The organism is Rhizobium sp. SRDI943 (genome assembly GCF_057653695.1).
Window position 1 is genome coordinate 4011278 of sequence record NZ_CM172787.1, and the last position, 17068, is coordinate 4028345.

General features: G+C 61.4%; 10 protein-coding genes. 7 read left to right on the forward strand and 3 right to left on the reverse strand.

Going from position 1 to position 17068, the window contains the following annotated elements; all coding sequences use genetic code 11:
• Window positions 1-31 precede the first annotated feature (31 nt).
• Both AC245Y_RS20250 and hemA read right to left on the reverse strand, forming a co-directional pair.
• Window positions 32-1009, reverse strand: coding sequence for a LacI family DNA-binding transcriptional regulator (locus AC245Y_RS20250; protein ID WP_012759221.1), 978 nt, complete (start codon window positions 1007-1009; stop codon window positions 32-34).
• 360 nt (window positions 1010-1369) lie between these two features.
• Complete coding sequence (gene hemA / locus AC245Y_RS20255) at window positions 1370-2584, reverse strand: 5-aminolevulinate synthase (protein WP_017995340.1); 1215 nt, start codon at window positions 2582-2584, stop codon at window positions 1370-1372.
• A 324-nt stretch (window positions 2585-2908) separates the two neighbouring features.
• On the opposite strand from hemA, the gene AC245Y_RS20260 reads away from it, so the two are divergent.
• The 3 genes from AC245Y_RS20260 (at window position 2909) to AC245Y_RS20270 (ending at window position 11433) form a co-directional block, all read left to right on the forward strand.
• Window positions 2909-3166, forward strand: a complete 258-nt coding sequence (locus tag AC245Y_RS20260) for a YMGG-like glycine zipper-containing protein (protein ID WP_012759223.1) — start codon at window positions 2909-2911, stop codon at window positions 3164-3166.
• Window positions 3167-3335: 169 nt separating this feature from the next.
• A complete protein-coding gene (locus tag AC245Y_RS20265) occupies window positions 3336-5264 on the forward strand; it encodes an autotransporter assembly complex protein TamA (protein WP_017995341.1) in 1929 nt (642 codons plus the stop codon).
• Window positions 5265-5331: 67 nt separating this feature from the next.
• Window positions 5332-11433 (forward strand): translocation/assembly module TamB domain-containing protein, encoded by a 6102-nt coding sequence (locus AC245Y_RS20270; protein WP_026157491.1) that lies wholly within the window; start codon window positions 5332-5334, stop codon window positions 11431-11433.
• Window positions 11434-11496: 63 nt separating this feature from the next.
• On the opposite strand, the gene AC245Y_RS20275 is transcribed toward AC245Y_RS20270, so the two are convergent.
• On the reverse strand, window positions 11497-11934 hold the full coding sequence (locus tag AC245Y_RS20275) for an Lrp/AsnC family transcriptional regulator (protein ID WP_012759226.1): 438 nt from the start codon (window positions 11932-11934) through the stop codon (window positions 11497-11499).
• A gap of 124 nt (window positions 11935-12058) precedes the next feature.
• Here AC245Y_RS20275 and rocF point away from each other — a divergent pair, with 124 nt between their 5' ends.
• The 4 genes from rocF (at window position 12059) to AC245Y_RS20295 (ending at window position 17024) form a co-directional block, all read left to right on the forward strand.
• Window positions 12059-12994, forward strand: a complete 936-nt coding sequence (rocF, locus tag AC245Y_RS20280; RefSeq protein WP_012759227.1) for an arginase — start codon at window positions 12059-12061, stop codon at window positions 12992-12994.
• 76 nt (window positions 12995-13070) lie between these two features.
• On the forward strand, window positions 13071-14270 hold the full coding sequence (rocD, locus tag AC245Y_RS20285) for an ornithine--oxo-acid transaminase (RefSeq protein WP_017995343.1): 1200 nt from the start codon (window positions 13071-13073) through the stop codon (window positions 14268-14270).
• Window positions 14271-14495: 225 nt separating this feature from the next.
• Window positions 14496-14972, forward strand: coding sequence for a chemotaxis protein CheW (locus AC245Y_RS20290; RefSeq protein WP_003543427.1), 477 nt, complete (start codon window positions 14496-14498; stop codon window positions 14970-14972).
• A gap of 291 nt (window positions 14973-15263) precedes the next feature.
• Complete coding sequence (locus tag AC245Y_RS20295) at window positions 15264-17024, forward strand: methyl-accepting chemotaxis protein (protein ID WP_017995344.1); 1761 nt, start codon at window positions 15264-15266, stop codon at window positions 17022-17024.
• Window positions 17025-17068: the final 44 nt, after the last annotated feature.

Consider the following 17068-nt stretch of genomic DNA (forward strand, 5'->3'; position numbering starts at 1 on the left):
TCTCCTCGCGCCTTTGCTCATTCTCTTGTTCTCATTCCCTTGGGGGCTTTCCCCCGCATGACTGCCGGACGATCAGCCGGCACGGCAATTTCCTCACTCCCGGCTCGACAGGCCGGCCTTCCGCAAGTGCAAGCACGGTCAATCCGGCTTGCCGCCCGAGCTCCTTCAGTTCCATGTCCACCGTTGTCAGCGGCGGCCGCGTCTGGGCCGCGACAATCTCCCAATTGTCGAAGCCGATGACCGAGACGTCCTGCGGCACCTTGACGCCGCGCTCGCGCAACGCATCCACAGCGCCGCGGGCGATCTGGTCATTGCCGCAGAAGAGCGCATCCGGTTTTTCTCCCGGTCTCTTCCAAAGCTGTTCGACCGCATCATGCCCCCAGCTTTCCGACCAGACGCCGTAGAGCACCGGCTCGCGGTGACCGGCCACCTCGTGATAGGCGCCGGCACGTTCCCGCACCGAGAAGAAATCCTGCGGCCCGGTGATATGCGCAATCCGCCGCCGTCCGATCTTCATCAGCCATTCGACGGCCAGCTTCGCACCCTGCTCGTCGTCCGACCGGAAGGTGACGCTGTTTTGCGCCCCCTCGGTGAACGCATAGACCACAGGCACATGCAAATTCGACAGATCGACAGGCAGGCGCCGGTCCAGGCGTTTTCCCGTCGCGATGATGCCGTCGACCTGCTTGTCCAGCATCGCATCGACATGGATCTGGGCGAGCGCCGGATCGTCTTCGATGGCGCACAGGAAGACCGAAACGCCGTGATCGACGAGTGCGTCCGAGATACCCGCCATGACAGGCAGCGTGAAACGGCCGTAAGTGTCGTTCGTCAGCAGCCCGATGGTGAAGCTGCGCTTGCTGAGAAGACCTCTCGCCAGCGCATTCGGCCGATATCCGATTTCGGCGGCGATCCGTTTCACCCGTTCGCGCGTTTCCGACCCCATCCGGCCGGTATCATTGAGAGCTTTCGACGCCGTCGAGATGCTCACCGCGGCAGCCGCCGCCACCTCGTGGATGGTGATCCTGCCTCTTTTTCCTCCCGATATGTTCAGAACATCCTCCTTCTGAAGTGACCTGAGAAAAGCTTTTACCAATCTCCATGTCAAGTGAGAAAAGGTTTTCTCATGCGACTCTAAAGCTGGGATCGGCAACGCAGCTTGCGGGAGGACGCAAGCATAGGAAAAGATCCACGCACATCGGTCGGGCCGATTGCGATGTGTCATCGGTTTAAGACCAAGCGCAGAGCGGATGACCTTAAACGGGCAAGGGAGGTTTGTTGCAGCGTCTTGCGGGAGCAAGACCGATCGCTGTCAGAACCTCCAGTGGAGGCCCTGAACTACGGTTCGAACCGAGCGATCATCGAAAAATCAGGCGACGTGCCTTGCGAGCGCGCACCGCGACCAGAGCGAATGCAGCGCCTCGACCAGATGGGCAATATCGGCGTCGGAATGCAGCGGCGTCGGCGTGATGCGCAGGCGCTCGGTCTTCTTCGGCACTGTCGGATAGTTGATCGGCTGGACGTAGACGCCACAATTGTCGAGCAGCAGATCGGAGATCCACTTGCACTTGGCCGCATCGCCGACCAGCACCGGCACGATATGGCTCGGATTGGGCATATGCGGAATGCCACGCTGGTCGAGCAGTGCTCTCAGCTTGCGGACACGATCCTGATGGCGGGCGCGCTCGAACTGGCTGACCTTCAGGTGCTGGATCGAGGCGGCGGCGGCGGCGGCAAGTGCCGGCGGCAGCGCCGTGGTGAAGATGAAGCCGGAGGCAAACGAGCGGATGAAGTCGCAAAGTGCCGTCGAAGCGGCGATATAGCCGCCCATCACCCCGAATGCCTTGCCGAGCGTGCCTTCGATCACGGTCAACCGGTCCATCAGCCCTTCGCGCTCGGCGATGCCGCCGCCGCGCGGGCCGTACATGCCGACGCCATGCACTTCGTCGAGATAGGTCATCGCCCCATATTTGTCGGCGAGGTCGCAGATCTCCTTGATCGGGGCGATATCGCCGTCCATCGAATAGACGCTCTCGAAGGCGATCAGCTTCGGCGCCTTCGGATCGGCGGCCTTGAGCTTGGCTTCGAGATCGGCCACGTCATTGTGCTTCCAGATCACCTTTTCGCACTTTGCATAGCGGATGCCCTCGATCATCGAGGCATGGTTCATCGCATCGGAGAAGATGATGAGGCCGGGGATCTTGGCGCCGAGCGTGCCAAGCGCTGCCCAGTTGGAAACATAGCCAGACGTAAAGATCAGCGCTGCTTCCTTGCCGTGCAGGTCGGCAAGCTCACGCTCGAGCATGACATGATGGTGGTTGGTGCCAGAAATATTCCGGGTGCCTCCCGCACCCGCGCCACAGTGGTCGATGGCGTTCTTCATCGCCTCGATCACCTTCGGATGCTGGCCCATGCCGAGATAGTCGTTGGAGCACCAGACCGTGACTTCCTTCTCGCCATCCGCGGTGTAACGCGTCGCGCGGGGAAAATTGCCGCGGTGACGTTCGAGATCGGCAAAAACGCGGTAACGGCCCTCGGTATGAAGCCCGTCCAGCTCGTTTTTGAAAAACGCTTCGAAATCCATCATATGCTCCAGTATCGCGCGGATGTTCTTGATGACTGGACGTCCGCGCGTCAATCCTTACCCTTTGCTTTAACATCAACTGCGGCAAAAGGCCCAGATTTTTGAATGATTCCAGATAAAAAATATGCAAGCCGCGATCAACGAAATTGATGCCGCAGAAGGCAGCCGAGTTTGCGGACCGAGCAAAAGGCGACCCAGCCCGATCGCAAAAAAATCAGCACACCGGATGGACAACCCTTTCTTCCGACATAGTTTTCGGTCTAGCCTGACAAAAAATAAAAGGGACGGCCTTTGCCCACTGGGCAACAACCTCGGAGAAAAAAGATGAAGAAAGTTGTCATACTCGCATTGATCGGCCTGTCGATCGCAAGCTGCACGCCGACGCAGCAGGGCGCCGGCATCGGCGCTGCATCAGGTGCCGTCATCGGCGGCGTAGTCACCGGCAACGTCCGTGGCGCGGCAGTCGGCGCCGCTATCGGCGGCGTGTCCGGCGCCCTCATCGGCAGCGTCGCCGAACAACCCGGCCAGTGCTACTATCGCGACCGCTACGGCCGCCGCTACATCGATAGTTGCCCGCGCTGAGAGCACTTGGAAATCGGTAAATTCAGGAAATCCCGGACACAGGTCCGGGATTTTTTGTGCTAAATTAGCGCGTTGGCAATTTAAAATGGTACACCCCGCGCGATTTTGTCGCTAAGCTGTTCACGGCTGGGCAACGAAGCTTCAATGTAGACATAACCAAAAGCGGCGGATGCGGATCAGAGGGACAGGCCCGAAAACAAGTACTGCGTATCGGCGAACAGGCACCATGATGGTGGTCGCAGCGGCAGCTGCGTTCTCACCGGTCCTGATCGGCGACGCTTACGCCTTCAAGCTTTTCGGCATCACCATTTTCGGTAAGGAAGAAGACGAAGGCGAACAGGTGCCCGATCCGGTGCGCTACCAGGTCGACCTCAAAGCCGATACCGCCGATCCCGACCTGAAGGAAGCACTGGAAAACAGTTCCCGTCTCGTCAGCGACCAGAAGCAGCCGGTGTCCGGCGATCTCGGCGTGGTCGTCAAGGCGCGCGACGACCGTGAGCGGCTGATCGCCACTCTGTATGAAAAGGCCCGTTATGGCGGCTTGGTGACGATCACCATCGACGGCAAGAATATCGACGACCTGCCGCCCAATCCGACATTCGACCTGTCCGGGCCGATCCCCGTTACCGTCGACATTGCTCCCGGCCCCGTTTTCAAGGTCAGGGAGGTCCAGTTCGGCGGCGATGCCGCAAACCATAATCCCGCCGATTACGATCTCGCCCCCGGTGCGCAGGCCGGCTCGCTCGCCATCATCAGGGCCGGTGACAAGATCGTCCAACAATTGAAGAGCGAAGGCCGGCCGTTTGCCAAGTTGACCGAACGCAAGGTCGTCGCCGATCACAACAGCGATACCGTCGATATCGTCCTTGCTGCCGAAGGCGGTCCCATCGCCCCGATCGGCGATGTCGGAGTCACCGGCGAGAAGACCGTCAGGCCAGCTTTCATCCAGCGTTATTCCCGGCTGAACAAGGGCGAAGCCTATTCCCCGGAAGCGCTGAAAAAGGCTGGCGAACGCCTTCGCGCCCTCGGCGTCTTTTCGAGCGTCACCATCCACCAAGGGGATGCGCTGGCACCGGATGGCACCTTGCCGATGACGATCGAGGTTTCGGAAGGCAAGAGACGCTACTTCGGCGTCGGCGCGCAATATTCCACCACCGACGGCTTCGGCGTTCAGGGCTATTGGGGCCACCGCAACCTGTTCGGCGAAGCCGAAACGCTGAGGATCGAGGGAGCGGTCTCGCGGCTTGGCGAAACGACGGATGTCGGCAGCCTCGACTATTCCGCCGGCATCCTCTTCACCAAGCCCGGCGCCTTCTTCCCCGCCGCCACGCTGAAGGCCGGCATCATCGCCAAGACCGAAAATCCGGATGCCTATAACGCCACGCTCGTCACCGCCTCGCTCGGCCTTTCCTACGAGCTGACTGACCAGGACACGATCTCCGCGAGCGGCGAGGTCAGCTGGGAGCGCGACGACGACGCCTTCGGCACGAACGACTATCTGACCTTCACCTTGCCGATCCAATATGATCGCGACGCACGCGACGACAAGTTCAACCCGACAGAGGGTTATCGCGCGACGCTCTCGGCAAAGCCCGGCTACGAGATCTTCAACGCCACGCCCTATGCGGCATTCGAGGGCTCGATCTCCGGCTACTTGCCGTTCGGCCAGGAAGACGGCGTGGTGCTTGCCGGCAAGGTCGCCGCCGGCGTCCTGATCGGCGGCGATAGCATTGGGGACATTCCCGCCACGCAGCGCTTCTTTGCCGGCGGCGGCGGCTCGGTGCGCGGATACAGCTATCAGGAAATCTCGCCCTACAACGACAATGGCGATCCCACCGGCGGCCGCTCCTATGTGACTGGTTCGCTGGAAGCCCGCATCAAGATCACCGATACGATCGGCATCGTGCCCTTCATCGATGTCGGCACCGTATCGGACAGCACCTTTCCAGGTTTTTCCGATATTCGCGCCGGCGCCGGCGCCGGAATACGATATGCAACGCCTTTCGGCCCGCTGCGGCTTGATTTTGCCATGCCGCTGAACAAGTACGAAGATGGCACAGATTACGGAATCTACGCCGGCATCGGCCAATCCTTCTAGGGTTGCCGATTCCGCTCGTGTTTTCCGATCTGTGAGCCGTCATGAAAACGGGGTAGTGTTCGCGCCGATGCAAACGCTGACAAAAATCGTCAACTGGATCGTACGGCTCACCGGCTATGCCGTCGGCGCCACGTTGATTCTTGCCGTCGTCGCACTGGCGATCTTCGGCTTCACCAGTTTTGGCGCTCGCATCGTTACCGAAAAGATAGCCTCCACGCTTTCCAACCGCGACATGACGATCGAGGTTCGCGAACCGCAAGGCCTTTTGACCGGCGGGCTTCGCGCCGCCGAGATCTCCATCTCCGACACCAGGGGCGTCTTTGCGGAAATTCATGGCGTCGCGATCGACTGGAATCCGTTTGCGCTACTGACCGGAACCTTCCATGCCAAACGCTTCGAGATCGAAGCGATCAACGTGCTGCGCAAGCCGGTACGCACCCTGCCCTCGCGGCCCCAAGCTGAAAATTCCGGCGGATTCAGCCTTCCGATCAAAGTCGATGTCGACCGCATCGCGCTGCCCGATATCAAACTTGCCGCACCCGTTGCCGGCCGCGCCTTTGCGCTCGCTGCCGAAGGCAGCCTTTCGGCGAACGGCGATGGCGGCGAGGCCGTCGTCAATGTCAGCCGTCACGCGGTTCCGGATGCGCGGCTTGCCGCCGACATCGCTTTTGCGCCAGCCGAAAACCGGCTGCGGCTGAAGGCGCAGCTGTCCGAGCCGAAGGGCGGACTGCTGGCGGGCTTTCTCGGCCTGCCGGACAGCCCGGCCGTTAACATCGATCTCGATGGCCAGGGGCCGATATCCGATTGGAAAGGCAAATTGCAGGCTGCCCTCGACGGGCAGCAACGTGCCGCAATCGAAGCCCGGCACCAGATTACGGAAGACGGGCTGCACCACCTCGACCTCAAGGGCGGCGGTGACCTGAGCTCGCTGCTTCCATCGGCATTCCGGCCGCTTTTTGCCGGCCAGACCAATATCGATCTTGCCACCACCTTCGACAATCACGGCAAGATCGATATCCAGACCGGCAATATCGCCACCGGCAGCGTTGTGATCGCCGCATCGGGTACCCTCGATCCTGCCGGCAACAACAGCCTGAACGCCAATCTGCTCGGCACGTCGGGGCCTGTCGATTTCCGCTGGCCGCTCGCCGAAGGCGAAGCCCGCTTCCTGATATCAGGCCTCAACCTGGCGCTGACAGGCGATGCGCAGACCGCCCGACTGAACGTCAGCGGCTCGCTCGACACCGCAACCCTGCCGCAGGCCACTATCGGCAACATCAAGCTGACCGCAAAGAGCGACGCCTTCAATCTCGCCGCCCGTTCCGGCAGCGTCCAGCTGCGCCTCGTTGCTGGCGATACGACCTTTACCGAGCCGAACCTCAATCGCGCCGTCCAAGGCCCGGTCACGATCGCCTCGCCGCTGCAGATCTCGCCCTCCGGCATCGGATTCAACGGCACCACCGTCGAAAGCGCCAATATCAACGGCGGCCTCAATGGCTCCTACCGGCTGGCGGACAAAGCGCTGACCGGCAACCTCAAGCTCACCATCAACCCGGCAGCCCTGCCGGCTGCGGTGACAAGCAGGTTCGACGGACCGATCTCGCTCGAAAGCCAGGTGGTCGGCACCATCCCGTCAAAATTCGCGCTGTCCAATCTCGTCCTGAAGTCCGGTACGCTCGAAGCCGCCGGCAACGTCGCACTCGATGGCGGGATGTTGAATGCCGATCTCTCGGGCCGGCTGCCTGACATCGGCAAGCTCATCCCCGGCGCCAGCGGTGGGGCGGGTTATGCGTTGAGAGTGGGAGGTGAGCTCCCGGCAATTTCCGTGGCGGCCAATCTCAAGGCCGCCAGCCTTGAAATGGCAGACCGCACGCTCGGCAACCTCAATATCGACTTGTCGGGTCTTGCTGCTCCCAAAGCGCCGCAGGGCAGGATCGCCGCCACCGGCACGATCGACGGCCAGCCGATCGGCATCAACGGTGATATAAGTTCGCAGGACGGCAAGACGAGCATCCCGGCGCTGACCGCCGATATCGGCGGCAACCGGCTGACCGGCAATGTGGAATTCTCGCCTACCCTGGAGCCAACAGCCGCACTGACCTTCGATTTCCCCAATGTCGGCCTGCTCGCCGCACTCGGCGGGCAGAAGGCCGACGGCGATCTCAAAGGGTCGCTCGGCGTCAGCAGCGATGGCGGCAGGATTGCGCTCAAGCTGCTTGCGACCGGCGGCTCGATCCGCCGTGATACGCTTGCGATCGTCAAACCGGGTATCGATGTCACGGTCAGCGATCTCAAAGCCCTTGCGGCAAACGGCACGGTCAAGGCCGAGGAGGTAAGTGCCGGAACGAACAGGCTCGCCGGCCTTTCGCTTAGGTTTACCAAGCAGCAAGACCATACCGATTTCGATCTCAATGCTGCCTATGACGGCAATCCCGTGCTGGCCGCCGGCAATATCGAGGCAGCGGACGGCACGATGCACCTGAACCTTGACCGGTTCTCGGCAAGCCCCCGCAATATCCCGATCGAGCTTGCCGCCCCGACGCAGGTCGCCGTCGGCGGCGGTGCCGCCAGCCTGAACGAACTGACGCTGAAGACCGGCACCGGTTCGGTGACCGTCACAGGTTCCGCCGGCGAAACGCTGAAGCTCGATGCAGACATCCGCGAGCTGCCGGCAGCCCTCGCCAACGGTTTCGTGCCTAACCTTTCAGCCGGCGGCACGATCTCCGGAACGATTGCCGTGACCGGAACACCGGCGGCACCGGTCGCCGATTTCAAGCTCGACTGGAAGGATGCGACGACGGGCCAGACCAAAGGCGCCGGCCTGGCACCGCTCGGCATCACCGCCGGCGGCAAATTCGCCGACAACAAGCTCGATTTCAACACGACGGTCGGTAGCAATGACGGCCTTTCGCTCAAGGCTGCCGGCAATGTCGCGCTCGCCGACCCGAAGGCACCGGTGCTTGATGTCAACGCCGATATCCTCAACCTGCCTGCGCGCATCGCCAATGGTTTCGTTCCCGATCTCGCCGCCGAAGGCACGATTACAGGAAAAGTGGCGGCCTCCGGTTCCCTCGCTGCCCCCACCGCCAATTTCGATCTCGATTGGAAAGGTGCTGCGACGAGCCAGACGAAGCGCGTCGGCCTTGCCGATCTTGGCCTCAAGGCATCCGGTAAATTTGCAAACAGCAAGCTCGATTTCGATACAGTGATCGGCGGCGCCAACCGCCTCTCGCTGAAGGCAAACGGCAATGTCGCCATCACAGGCACGACGATCGGCAACGTCAAAGTCGATGCCGTGCTGGCGAATGTCCCGGCGAATATCGCAAACAGCTTCGTCGCCGATCTCGCCGCCGAAGGCACGATCTCTGGAAAGATCTCGGCCACCGGGTCACTTTCCGCCCCGAGTGCCGATTTCGATTTCAATTGGAAAGACGCTGCGACGAGCCACACGAAACGTGCTGGCCTTGCAGCGCTCGGCTTGACCGCATCGGGAAAATTTGCCGAAAACAAGCTTGATTTCAATGCGGCGGTCAGCGGCGATAAAGACCTCTCCCTGAAGGCCATGGGCAATGTCGCATTGGCCGGTACGGCGATCGACAGCATCAAGGTCGATGCCGAGATCGCCAAGCTTCCGGCCAGCCTCGCAAACGCCTTCGTTCCCGATCTGGCGGCCGGCGGCACGATATCCGGCACTATGTCCGCCGCCGGGACACCTGCCGCACCGAAGGCCGACTTCAAGCTCGACTGGGCGGATGCTGCGACCAGCCAGACCAGAAGCGCTCATCTCTCGGGCCTCGCACTTGCCGCATCCGGACGCTTCGCCGACGACCGGCTCGATTTCGATGCCAATCTCGGCGGCCGGGACGGCCTCTCGCTGAGGGCCGCCGGCAACATCGCGATATCAGGTACGTCAGTCCGCAACCTCGACGTCAAGGCCGATCTCGCCAACCTTCCTGCAGGCCTCGCCAACGGCTTCGTCCCCGGTCTTGCCGCTGAAGGCACCGTGTCGGGCACGGCATCCGCCTCCGGCGCGCTGCCAAAGCCAGCGGTCGATTTCAAGCTCGACTGGAAGAACGCCGCGACCGCCCAGACCAAAAGCAGCGGCCTTTCGGGCCTGAGTGCCGCGGCATCCGGCAAGTTCGCCAACGATCGGGTCGACTTCGATGCCAACCTTACCGGCAAGGACGGCGTGTGGGCCAAGGCGACGGGCGGCGTCACGATCGCGGGAACGGCCATCCGGGACCTTTCGATCAATGCCGATATCCCGGCGCTGCCGGCAAATATCGCAAACGCCTTCGTTCCAGGACTCGGTGCCGAAGGCACGCTTTCGGCAAACGCCGTAACGTCGGGAACCCCGGCAAATCCGGTCGTCGATTTCAAGCTCGACTGGAAGGATGCCGCGACCAGCCATACCAAGGCTGCCGGCCTGTCCCGCCTTGCGTTGGCGGCGACCGGGAAATACGCCGGTGACAGGCTGGATTTCGATGCCGCCCTCAACGGCGGCGGCGGCATTGCGCTGAAAGCTGCCGGCAATCTTGCCATCGCAGGCACGTCGATCCGGTCGCTCGATGTCACGGCAAATACCACCAATCTTCCGGCCGGCATTGCCAACGGCTTCGTTCCCGGCCTTGCAGCCGAGGGCGCGGTCTCGGCGACCGTAAAGGCCACCGGCGCGCTGTCGGCGCCCTCCGTCGACTTCAAGGTTGATTGGAAGAACGCAGCGACGAGCCAGACAAAAGGTGCCGGCCTTTCGCCGTTCAGCATCGACGCATCAGGCAAACTTGCCGGAAACAGGCTGACGGTCGATACCAGTCTTGCCGGTGATGCCGGCATGTCGCTGAAGGGCGGCGGCAGCGTCGTCATCACAGGCAATCGCGCCATGGACATGCGCTTCACAGGCAATCTTCCTTTCGCCGTGCTCGGCGCCCCGCTTGCGCAACAGGGCCTCGTCGCCGACGGCGTCGCCACCGTCAATCTCCAGATCGGCGGAACGGCCGCAGCACCCGTCATCAACGGTACTGTTTCGACCAATGGCGCAAAGCTCGTCGACGTCCGGCGCAATATGGCCGTCAACAATCTGACGGCGACAGTGATCTTCAATGGCAGCCAGGCGGTGATATCCCGCCTCACCGGCAGCCTTGGCGGCGGCGGCACGATTTCGGCCAGCGGCACCATCGGCATCCAGCCGGCCGGAGGCTTTCCCGCCGACATTTCGATCAAGCTCGACAAGGCGGTCTATGTCGATGGAACCCTTGTCGTCTCGACAGTCAATGGCACGGTCGGCCTGCGCGGGCCGATCACCAATGCAACGCTGAGCGGCAAGCTTCGGCTGGACAAGACCTCGATCACGGTTCCGGAAAAATTGCCGACCTCGCTGAGAGAAATCGACATCCGCCACAAGAATGCACCGCGCGCGGTACTTGCGCAGCTGCGCGATGACGGCGAGCGCAAACCCGGCGAGAAATCCTCCGTGATCATCCTGGATCTCGAAATCGATGCGCCCTCGCATATCTTCGTGCGCGGCCGCGGCATCGACGCCGAGCTTGGCGGCCTGGTGACGATCCGCGGAACGGCGGCTGCACCCATCGTGACCGGCGGTTTCACCATGCGCCGCGGCCGCATGACCATTCTCAACCGCCGCCTGGATTTCTCCGACAAGAGCCGGATCACCTTTGCCGGCGACATGACGCCGGCGCTCGATATGGAAGCGACCTCGGCCTCCGGCACGACGACGCTGACCGTCGACGTCGCAGGTCTCGCCACCGACCCCGCCATCACCTTTTCCTCCTCGCCCCAGCTGCCGCAGGACGAAGTGCTGGCGCAGCTGATTTTCGGCCAGTCGATGTCGAAGCTCTCGCCGGTGCAGATCGCCCAGCTCGCCGACGCCGTCAGTCAGCTGGCCGGCAACCGCTCCACCTCGCTTTTCGAAGGTCTGCGCAACCAGCTCGGCGTCGACGATTTCGACGTCAGCACCGATTCCAAGGGCCAGACGAGCGTCAGCGTCGGCCGCTATCTCAACGACCGCACCTATTTCGAATTGCAGCAGGGCGGTTCGGCCGGCGCCAAGGCGGTGATCAACCTCGATGTCGGCCGCGGCGTCAAGCTGCGCGGAGGGGCCGGCGGCAATGGCGAGGGCGAAGCCGGGATTGTCTACGAACGGGAATACTGATCCATCCCGCCCGAAGCTGGGCAGCGGTTTTGGACCGACGGCATGCAAAAGCTCTAACCCGGCTTAGAAACCCGTTTTGCTGGTCTTGAGAAGGATATTGGTCTCGGTCGAATTGATGCCGTTGACCAGCCGGATGCGGCGCAGCGTCTCGTCGAAGGAGGCGAGGTCGCGATCCTCGAGTTCGGCGATGAAATCCCATTTGCCGTTGGTGCTGTGCAGCGCGCGCACCTGCGGCAGGCCCCGCAACTGATCGGCCACCCTGTCGGCGAGCTTGCCGAGCACCTCGATCATGACGATGGCGCGAACGCCGGCGGAGCGCGTCTCATGGCCGGTGCGGATGGTGAAGCCGACGATGATGCCGCCGGCCACCAGCCGGTCGATACGGGCGGCAACCGTTGCCCGCGATGCGCCGGTCATCGCCGCAAGCGAGGAGACGGAAATCCGGGCGTTATGGCGAAGTGCACTCAGAAGTTCGGTGTCGAGATCGTCCACGCTGATCACTTTGTCAAAAATGGTTTATCAATTTGCGCAATCATAGTCCATTTCTGACACTTTTCCATCTTTTTGCCGCCAGCCCTTTATCCCACTATCGGTCGAAACAGGCCTCAACACGGAGCCCTCCAAAATGAATGCCCAATCGCGATCTGTCACCCTCATCGGCGCGCCGCTGGAAGAAGGCTCCGGCCGCAGAGGTGCTGCCATGGGCCCTGCGGCCCTGCGCATTGCCGGCGTCGACCAGACGCTGATCGAGCTTGGCCATGACGTTGCCGATCTTGGCGATCTCAGGATCGTACCGGCGATGGACCTGCCGAACCACCCGAAGGCCCACAATCTGAGGATCGTCGGTGCCTTCACCCGCGCGCTCGAAAGCAGCGTCCACGACGTCGCGGCCTCCGGCCGTTTCCCGCTGATTCTCGGCGGCGACCACAGCCTTTCCATGGGCAGCGTCTCCGGCATGGCCCGTTATGCCGCCGGCAAAGATCGCCCGCTCTTCGTGCTCTGGCTCGATGCCCATGCCGATTTCAACTCTCCGGCCACATCGCCTTCCGGCAATATTCATGGCATGCCCGTCGCCTTCTTTTGTGGCCAAGCGGAGTTCGCCGAGATCCTGCCGAAGGGCCGTCCGCTCGTCGACCCGAAGAATGTCTTCCAGGTCGGCATCCGTTCGGTCGATGCGCGCGAGCGCGAGGAAATCCACGAACACGGCGTCAACGTCTTCGACATGCGCGCGATCGACGAGCAGGGTATCGGCGCCACCATGCGTGAGATCCTCGATGTCGTCACCAAAGCGAACGGCCTGCTGCATGTCAGCCTCGATCTCGATTTCCTCGATCCCGAGATTGCGCCGGGCGTCGGCACGACGGTTCCGGGCGGCGCGACTTTTCGCGAGGCGCATCTGGTGATGGAAATGCTTTCGGACAGCGGCCTCGTCTCGTCGCTCGATCTCGTCGAGCTCAATCCGTTTCTCGACGATCGCGGCAAGAGCGCCCGCATCCTGGTGGAACTGACGGCAAGCCTCTTCGGCCGCCGCATCTTCGATCGTCCGACACGCGCCGCGTAAGAGCATGTCGAGCAAAAGTGTGCAGCGGTTTTGCGATAACGACATGCGTTGAAATAAGATTAGAGGGAGAACGACCATGAACACTTCGGAAAAACTGATCGCCACTGAACAACGGCTCGGCGCCCATAACTACAAGCCGCTCGACGTGGTGCTGACGCGTGGCGAAGGTGTTTATGTCTGGGATACCGACGGCAACCGTTATCTCGATTGCCTCTCGGCCTATTCCGCCGTCAACCAGGGCCACTGCCATCCGAAAATCCTCGCCGCCATGGTCGAACAGGCAGGCAGGCTGACGCTCACCTCCCGCGCCTTCCGCAACGATCAGCTTGCCTATCTCTACGAAGAACTCGCGGCTCTCACCGGCTCGCATAAGATCCTGCCGATGAATTCCGGCGCCGAAGCGGTGGAGACCGCCATCAAGGCGGTGCGCAAATGGGGTTACGAGGTCAAGGGTGTGCCGGAGGGCAAGGCGGAGATCATCGTTTGCGCCGATAATTTTCATGGCCGGACGCTGAGCATCATCAGCTTCTCGACGGATCCCGAGGCCCGCAGCGGTTTCGGCCCCTACACGTCAGGTTTCCGCATCATTCCGTTCGGCGATGCCGAGGCTTTCGCCGCGGTAATCAACAGAAATACCGTGGCCGCCTTGATCGAACCGATCCAGGGGGAAGCCGGCGTCATCATTCCGCCGGCGGGTTATTTCACCCGCATCCGCGAGCTTTGCACGGCAAACAACGTCACTCTTATCCTCGATGAGATCCAGACCGGCCTCGGCCGCACCGGCAAGCTGCTGGCCGAGGAGCACGAAGGCATCGAGGCAGACGTGACGCTGATCGGCAAGGCGCTATCCGGCGGCTTCTATCCGGTGTCGGCCGTGCTTTCGAATTCCGAAGTTCTGGGCGTGCTGAAGCCCGGCCAGCACGGCTCGACCTTCGGCGGCAATCCGCTCGCCTGCGCGGTGGCCCGCGCAGCACTCAAGGTGCTGACGGAAGAGGGCATGATCGAGAACGCCGCCGTTATGGGCGACTATTTCCTCGAAGGCTTGAGGTCGATCCGCTCGAACATCGTCAGGGACGTCCGCGGCCGCGGCCTGATGATGGCCATCGAGCTGGAACCCGAAGCCGGCGGCGCGCGGCAATATTGCCATGCGCTGAAGGAGCGCGGCCTTCTCGCCAAGGACACCCACGACCACACGATTCGCCTCGCTCCGCCACTGGTCATATCTAGAGAGCAGGTCGATTGGGCGGTCTCGCAGATTGAAAAGACGATAAGCTGAGTAGATCGGCAGCAAAACTGCCTCGCCTTCACCCGAGCTTAAAAACCTTCTCAATCTCGTCTTTCAATTTAGATTTGGGCAACACTCTTTCGCTAAAGTCATCGATAACCGTAACGATGCTTCGCCGAGCGCAAAGCCATCGCGTGGTACGAAGGCAAAGCTTGTCCGCGCCAATGGTGGCGCATCCGCTTCTGCCCTGGCTTACGATAGTTGGGAAGAATTCTAATGGCCACGATCAATTCGACTAACTTCAGCGGCGATACGCTCGAAATTATTGCCTTCCGCCTGCATGACCAGGAATTCTGCGTCAAGACCACGACCATCCGCGAAATCCGCGGCTGGGCGCCGTCGACGCCGATCCCGCATGCACCGGCCGATGTCATCGGTGTCATGAATCTGCGCGGCTCGGTGATCCCGATTATCGATCTTGCTTTCAAGCTCGGCATGAAGAGCACGGTCGCCAACGAGCGCAGCGCCATCGTCGTCGCCGAAGTTCACAGCATGGTCATCGGCATGCTGGTCGACCGCGTCTCGGATATCCTCACCATCTCCTCCAGCCAGGTCCAGCCGGTGCCGGAAGTGACCGCCTCCTTCGACCGGGCCTATTGCGAAGGCATCATCGCCTCGGAAAATGGCATGATCTGCTTCCTGAACCTCGCCAAGATGTTCAAGGAAAACGAGACGGATGAACTGGCCGCCTGATTTTGAAGAATCACCGATTTATTGAAAAACCGCCCTCCGGGGCGGTTTTTTATTATGTGAGATACACGGCTAAGCTGCGACTTTCATCCTGGCACCACAAGATTAGCAACAGCTTTTATACGCAATATTAACCACGTCCCGTCAGCATGGTTGTGAAGCGTTCGGATGACACGTTTGCGGCACATTGGGATTGCGAACCGGTCAACGGTGCGTCCCGGAACCGGCACTCCTCGTCGACCCTTGCGTCTACCAGCCTAAGCAGCAAAAGCTGCGCATCTCAAAGGGACAGGAATGTTTGGTCTAAGCTCCGATTCGAAATACATTCTTGATGCCATCTCCAAATCGCAGGCGATCATAGAATTCGATCTCAAAGGAAATATCCTCAAGGCGAACGAAAATTTCTGCAACGCGCTTGGATACAGCCTGAGCGAGATCGTTGGTAAGCATCACGGCATGTTCTGCGAGCGGGCCTATACGGCAACCGCGGAGTATCGCGAATTCTGGGCGCGGCTCGGAGGCGGCGAATATGACGCCGGCGCCTACAAGCGCTTTGCCAAGGGCAATCGGGAAATATGGATCCAGGCGTCCTACAATCCGGTTTTCAAAGGGGGCAAACCATACAAGGTGGTGAAATTCGCGGCCGACATCACCGCAGCCAAAAAGAAGGCGGTGGAGGATTCCGGCAAGCTCGCGGCGATCTCGCGCTCGCAGGCGGTGATCGAATTTACCCCGGCGGGTGAAATCTTGACCGCCAACGAGAATTTCTGCAACGCCATGGGATATTCGCTCGCCGAGATCACCGGCAAGCACCACAGCATGTTCTGCGATCGTGCCTATACGGATACGGCCGACTATACCAATTTCTGGAAGCGGTTGGCGCAGGGCGAGTTCATCGCCAATGAATTTGTCAGGTTCGGCAAGGGTGGCCGGCAAATCTGGATACAGGCAGCCTACAACCCGATCCTCGATGCCGACGGCAAGGTCTACAAGGTGGTGAAGTTCGCGACCGACGTTACCCAGCGCATGAGCGCCATTTCCCTTCTCGGCACCGCGCTGCGCAATCTTTCCGAAGGCGATCTGACAAGAACGGTGGACGCGCCTTTCGTTCCATCGATGGAGCAGCTGCGGCACGATTTCAACACCGCTGTCAAAGGCCTTTCCGAGACCATGAAGACGATCGGTCAGAATGCCAGTGCGATCGCCGCAGGGTCGAGCGAGATCGGCGCATCGGCCGACTCCTTCTCCAAGCGGACGGAACAGCAGGCAGCATCGATCGAAGAGACGGCCGCCGCGCTGGAGGAGATCACCACGACCGTCAACGATTCCAGCCGTCGTGCCGATGAGGCGGGGCGTCTCGTCGCCGTGACCAAGCAGGGCGCCGAACATTCCGGCGTCGTGGTTCGCAATGCCGTCGCGGCCATGGGCCAGATCGAACAATCCTCGCGCGAGATCACCAACATCATCGGCGTGATCGACGACATCGCCTTCCAGACCAACTTGCTTGCGCTGAATGCCGGCGTCGAGGCGGCTCGCGCCGGTGAAGCCGGCAAGGGCTTTGCGGTCGTGGCTCAGGAGGTGCGGGAACTCGCCCAACGCTCCGCCAATGCTGCCAAGGAGATCAAGGCGCTGATCAACACGTCGGGCGAGCATGTCAAGAACGGCGTCGGGCTCGTCGGCGAGACCGGCAAGGCGCTCGAGGCGATCGTCGCACAGGTCGGCGATATCAATGGCAATGTCGCCGCCATCGTCGAAGCCTCCAGGGAACAGGCAACCGGCCTCAAGGAAATCAACCAGGCGGTCAATACGCTGGATCAGGCAACCCAGCAGAATGCCGCGATGGTCGAGGAAAGTACCGCCGCCAGCCTCAGCCTTGCGAGAGAAGCCGAAACGCTGCGTGTCCTGCTGGCTAGGTTCCGCCTACCCGGGCAGACGCAGTCGACCAGCGGAGCGGGGCCAAGACAAACGGGCTCGCCGGCGCTGCATCTCGTTTCACGTGTCGCAAAGGCGCACGGCGCTGCCGCGGCGACCGCCCAGAGCTGGGAAGAGTTCTGAACCATACCGGTGCAAGGCGGCACCTTGACCGGATTGCGCCGTAT